Origin of the sequence: uncultured Nostoc sp. (genome assembly GCF_964245575.1) — a bacterium.
Lineage (GTDB): Bacteria > Cyanobacteriota > Cyanobacteriia > Cyanobacteriales > Nostocaceae > Nostoc.
In genome coordinates this window covers 21,337-27,269 of record NZ_CAXTNP010000047.1, presented here as the reverse complement: position 1 = coordinate 27,269, position 5,933 = coordinate 21,337, and the positions used below count along the sequence as shown (strand labels likewise).

Here is a 5,933-nt window from a genome sequence, read left to right as displayed (position 1 = left end):
TGAGCTTCGTGAGTAAACCTCTGAGCTTCGTGAGTGAACCTTTGAGCTTTGACTGATTAGAATCTGCTGCCTCTAGTTAGATATTGAGTCTCTGATTCAATGATTGCATTCCTATACGGAGCATGGGAACGAGGAAACTTAATGATTGCATTGGGAACGAGGAAAAACTTAATTACGAATTACGAATTATTTTAAAGGCGATCGCTTGTAGTTATTTTGACTTTTAATTACTCTACCAGGACTGATAAAAGAAATTCCTTGTTGAAAATCAGTACCAATCATGACTGCTTCCACTATCGGTTCGGATATTTCTGTTTGGGCTACCCACTCGACAATAAAGTTTGCGCCTAAACCTCCACTGGTATCATTTCTATTGATAAAAAAATCTGTAGAAGCCATTGCATCAAGTTGAATAGGGCGCTCTAAATACTGCTTAACTAATTTCCCTTCTGAGTTATAGTAGCGCACAGAAGTAATGACGATCGGATTGGTCAAATCTGTATTCCGAATACTTAGCGTAACTGCTAACTCGAAAATCTCTTGTCGATTGTGATGATAGATATGAGAATAGACTGGTACATAAACAGTTTGACCGCTTGCTATCTTAAAATTATTATCCAGCGTCACGATTTTTTGCAATGGGGTTGCTGGAATGGCATCGGGTTGTGACTTGGGTGGAATATTTGTTGATTCACAAGATGCCAGAATAATAACAGCGATCGCTAAATAAATATATCGATACAGCTTCATCAAAACTATTTACACCAATTTTTTTTATATGTGTAGCTAACCCCACTTAATAAAGAGTTTAACTAGGAACTACGCTCAACATTTTTGTTCAATAAAATCAATGACTTGATGTAAAGATCCTGGTTTAGTCACAATCAGCACAGTTGAATGAGGTTCCAATATTGTACTACCGTTAGGAATCATCAAATCTTCGTGGGGATGGGGTTGATAGCCAATAATTAGCGAACCACTAGGAAATTGGGAATCCTGAGCAATTTCGGCAACGCTACGACCAGCAACATAGCAATTGTTGGGGATGGAAAGTTTCAGAACCTCAATCTGTCCCTGCTCAAAATGCATCATTGATTCTACTTGCGGATACTCAATGGCATTCACCATTGTTGAAACTGATAGTTCAACAGTACTGATAATATGGTTAGCTCCAGCGATACGCAACGGTTCGGCAAAATCGGGGTGGCGCATCCGACTCAAAATATGGGGAACACCGTAGTGTCTAGCAAGAGTTACCATTGCCAAGTTTAAGGCATCACTTCTCAGAACAGCTGCCAAGGAACCGGCTTTGCGAATCCCGGCTTCTAACAATACTTCTGTACTTACAGCACTGCCTTCAAAAGCCATTGCTCCTACTTGTTCACGGGCATAACGGCAAGCGATAGGGTCAATGTCAATTACGGCAACAGTATGTCCCAGTTCTACCACTTTTTGCGCCAAACTTAAGCCCACTAAGCCTGCTCCACCAATTAGTACGTACATGTATGTTCTTGATGCTCTCTTCGACTTCCTATTCCACTTTACAATTTAGCAAAGGAACAAAGGTCATCAGGGATAGCATAGATTGCAATTATTTCGTTTAGCATAAGCCCCTCCTATTTTTCCTCTGGAGGGGATTTTATTGCTTAAATGAACTCGTTGCGATCGCTTGAATGCATAACTAGCAACTTGGGTTAACTAACTAAAACAGTACCATTGTTCTACTATAAACTGATTAAAGATAGTATTATTAAGGACTGTTTCATCAGAAACTCCTTCTTCGCCGCCCAATATGTCAGACCAACAGCTAGCAGCATCTTTGAATGGACATCTTCCCTACCCCAGCCACAACAGCCAGAATACCATTCGGATTCGGGGTGCTAGGCAGCATAATCTGAAAAATATTGACTTGGAATTGCCACGCGATCGCTTGATTGTGTTCACTGGCGTTTCTGGTTCTGGTAAGTCTTCCCTAGCCTTTGATACCATTTTCGCTGAAGGGCAACGTCGCTACGTAGAATCCCTCAGCGCCTACGCGCGGCAATTTTTAGGACAGTTGGATAAGCCGGATGTGGAAGCGATTGAAGGCTTAAGTCCAGCAATTTCCATTGATCAAAAGTCAACGTCTCATAACCCCCGTTCCACTGTCGGTACGGTGACAGAGATTTACGACTATTTGCGGCTGTTGTTTGGTCGGGCTGGCGAACCCCATTGTCCGATATGCGATCGCTGTATTGCACCCCAGACAATCGATGAGATGTGCGATCGCATTATGGAATTACCAGACCGCACCCGCTTCCAAATCCTTGCACCCGTTGTCAGGGGGAAAAAGGGCACACACCGTAAGCTTTTGTCAAGTCTGGCATCCCAAGGTTTTGTCCGCGTGCGAATCAATGGCGAGATCCGCGAACTGTCTGATTCTATTGAATTAGATAAAAATTTTACCCACACCATCGAAGTGGTAATTGACCGCTTGGTGAAAAAGCCTGATATTCAGGAACGTTTGGTTGATTCCCTGTCTACGTGTCTCAAGCAATCGGGTGGGATTGCAGCCATTCTGGTGAGTCTGCTTGGTGACGACGGACAAGAAAAAGAAGAAGAATTAGTATTTTCGGAAAACTTTGCTTGTCCAGAACATGGGGCGGTAATGGAGGAACTATCGCCGCGATTGTTTTCCTTTAACTCACCTTATGGTGCTTGTCCGCACTGTCATGGAATCGGGACTTTAAGAAGATTTGCACCAGATTTGATTATACCCGACTGGGAAGCGCCAGTTTATGCTGCGATCGCGCCTTGGTCAGAAAAAGATAATTCTTATTATCTGGAATTACTCTACAGTGTGGGACAGATTTATGGGTTTGAGTTACAAACAAATTGGAGCAAGCTGACAGAAGAACAGCAGCAAATTGTTCTGTATGGAGAGAAAGATGAACGAGCCGCAGAGGCACAGAGGAAGCAGAGTTTTAAAGGTGCTATTCCAATTTTGCAACGGCAGTATGAGGGTGGTTCGGAATTAGTTAAGCAAAAATTAGAGCAGTTTTTAATTGATCAGCCGTGTGAAGTTTGTCAGGGAAAACGGTTAAAACCGGAAGCCTTGGCGGTCAAGTTGGGACAATATGGAATATTAGAATTAACTGGCGTATCAATTCGGGATTGTCGAGAGAGAATTGAGCAATTCAAGTTGAGCGATCGCCAGTTACAAATTGCTGATTTAGTTCTCCGAGAAATCAAAGCTAGATTGCAATTTTTGTTGGATGTAGGCTTAGATTATCTCACCCTTGACCGTCCCGCCATGACTCTTTCCGGTGGCGAAGCCCAACGAATTCGTCTAGCGACACAAATTGGTTCAGGTTTAACAGGAGTTCTCTACGTTTTAGATGAACCGAGTATTGGTTTGCATCAACGAGATAATGGCAGGTTGCTTAAAACCTTAACGAAATTGCGCGATTTGGGTAATACATTAATTGTCGTTGAACATGATGAAGAAACAATTCGTGCAGCTAACTACATAGTTGATATTGGCCCTGGTGCAGGAATTCACGGCGGAAATATTATCGCCCAAGGTGATTTTCAGGCGTTATTAGCAGCAGAAGATTCCTTGACGGGTGCATATTTATCAGGAAGACGGGTAATTACCACACCAGCAGAACGCCGAGAAGGAAATGGGCGCAGTTTGGGAATTAAAAATGCCCATCGCAACAATTTAAGAAATATAGATGTAGAAATTCCATTAGGTAAACTTGTCTCTATTACTGGTGTGTCTGGTTCTGGCAAATCTACCCTAATTAACGAGTTACTGTACCCATCTCTGCAACACCATTTAACTAAGAAAGTTCCCTTACCTAGACATTTGGATAAAATTCAGGGATTGAATGCGATTGATAAAGCGATCGTTATCGATCAATCTCCAATTGGACGCACACCACGTTCTAACCCTGCGACTTACACAGGGATTTTCGATGCGATTCGGGATGTATTTTCCCAAACAGTAGAAGCCAAAGCTAGGGGTTACAAACCCGGACAATTTTCCTTCAACGTTAAAGGTGGACGTTGCGAAGCTTGTAGCGGACAGGGTGTGAATGTTATTGAAATGAACTTTCTCCCGGATGTTTACGTGCAATGCGAAATTTGTAAAGGTGCAAGATACAACCGCGAAACTTTGCAAGTGAAGTACAAAGATAAGTCTATTTCTGATGTTCTGAGAATGACAGTTGAGGAAAGTTTAGACTTTTTCCAGAATATTCCGAAAGCGATCGCGCGTTTGCAAACTTTATTTGATGTCGGGTTGGGTTATGTCCAACTAGGACAACCTGCGACTACCTTATCTGGTGGTGAAGCGCAACGGGTAAAATTGGCGACAGAACTATCTCGACGCGCCACAGGTAAGACACTTTATTTAATAGATGAACCGACAACAGGATTATCTTTTTACGATGTCCACAAATTATTGGATGTGTTGCAAAGATTGGTAGATAAAGGTAATTCAATATTAGTAATTGAACACAACTTAGATGTAATTCGTTGTTCTGACTGGGTGATAGATTTGGGGCCAGAAGGTGGTGATAAAGGGGGAGAATTGATTGCTGTGGGTACACCGGAGGAAGTTGCAAAAAATCCCAGGTCTTATACTGGGCAATATTTGCAGCAGGTTTTACAGCAGTATCCGGCGCTGAAGAAGTAGAGTTTTTTGTCTCACGCAAAGGTGAAAAGCAAAGAATAGGAAAAGAAGGACTTTTATTAAGAAACCCCTTTTTATTGTTGGGTGTTATCCTTGTATGGATAGGCACTATACTTTAAGCATATATTAGGGAATTATCAAAAAATGAATATGCGTAATTTATTTCCTGGCTATTACCAGCCTACAGAGGAAGAGTTTGCTGAACTATGGAAAGAATGTATTTTTTCATTCGATACAAATGTTTTATTACGTATTTATCAGTATTCTCCTAAAACTAGGGAAAGATTTTTTGACATTCTTCACAAGCTTAAACAAAGGATTTGGATTCCATATCAAGTCGCTTACGAGTTTCATAAAAATCGTTTGACTAAGATATCTGATCAGTCAAAAGCTTACGACGATATTCAGAGAATTTTAGATAAAAATCTACAAAATTTAAAAGGTGATTTAGGAAAATATCATATACATTCTACTATAGAGATAAATAAAATAATAGAACCTGTTGAAAGAATAACTAAAAAAGTAAAAAATAATTTACGTAAGACAAAACAGGCTCATCCTGATTTAATAAACTCTGACGAACTTCTAGATAAATTAACTGAAATATTGGATTCTAGAATTGGACAGCCTTATTCCAAAGAGAAATTAAACGCCATTTATAAAGATGCTGAAAAAAGATTTAAGGAATTAATTCCCCCAGGCTATAAAGATGTAAAAAAACCAGAACCAGATAAGTACGGTGATGCTATACTATGGTTTCAACTAATTGAATATGCAAAATTAGAGAAAAAACCGATAATTTTCATTACAGATGATGAGAAAGAGGATTGGTGGTTAGAGCATGAAGGTAAAATTATAAGCCCAAGGCCAGAGCTAGCACAAGAAGTTTTAGCAGAGGCTGGAGTTAAATTTTATATGTATTTAACTCCTCGATTTATGAAATATGCTGGAAATTTTCTAAATCTCCCAGAACAGCCAGAAGCAATAGAAGAAGCCAGAGAAATTATGCTGCATGATGCAGCTATTAAAAGTGTTAAAGATTTTTCAGATCAAGAGTTAACTATATCAGAGCAGAATAGTCAAGAAAAAATACCAAGTATAGCTGATCTTACAGAAATTCAATCTACAATTGCAGTACAAAGGCAAAGTATAGCTGATCTTACAAAAATCAACTCCACACTAGCAGAAAATTTACGGAGTTTAACTGAGCTTCCGAAAATTAACTCGCCATTTGCAGAAAACTTACAAAATCTAA

Annotated in this window: 4 protein-coding genes; 2 read left to right on the top strand and 2 right to left on the bottom strand. The window is 40.2% G+C overall.

Annotated features, from left to right (window positions below; genetic code table 11):
- Positions 1-186: 186 nt before the first annotated feature.
- Positions 187-750 (bottom strand): DUF3124 domain-containing protein, encoded by a 564-nt coding sequence (locus ACFFAP_RS10340; RefSeq protein ID WP_375511131.1) that lies wholly within the window; start codon positions 748-750, stop codon positions 187-189.
- A 75-nt stretch (positions 751-825) separates the two neighbouring features.
- On the bottom strand, positions 826-1,503 hold the full coding sequence (locus ACFFAP_RS10335) for a potassium channel family protein (RefSeq protein WP_375511130.1): 678 nt from the start codon (positions 1,501-1,503) through the stop codon (positions 826-828).
- A gap of 289 nt (positions 1,504-1,792) precedes the next feature.
- Here ACFFAP_RS10335 and uvrA point away from each other — a divergent pair, with 289 nt between their 5' ends.
- Together uvrA and ACFFAP_RS10325 are read left to right on the top strand one after the other, a co-directional pair.
- Complete coding sequence (gene uvrA / locus ACFFAP_RS10330) at positions 1,793-4,681, top strand: excinuclease ABC subunit UvrA (protein WP_375511129.1); 2,889 nt, start codon at positions 1,793-1,795, stop codon at positions 4,679-4,681.
- A gap of 141 nt (positions 4,682-4,822) precedes the next feature.
- Positions 4,823-5,933 (top strand): PIN domain-containing protein (locus ACFFAP_RS10325; RefSeq protein WP_375511128.1); only part of this gene is annotated, 1,111 nt, incomplete at its 3' end.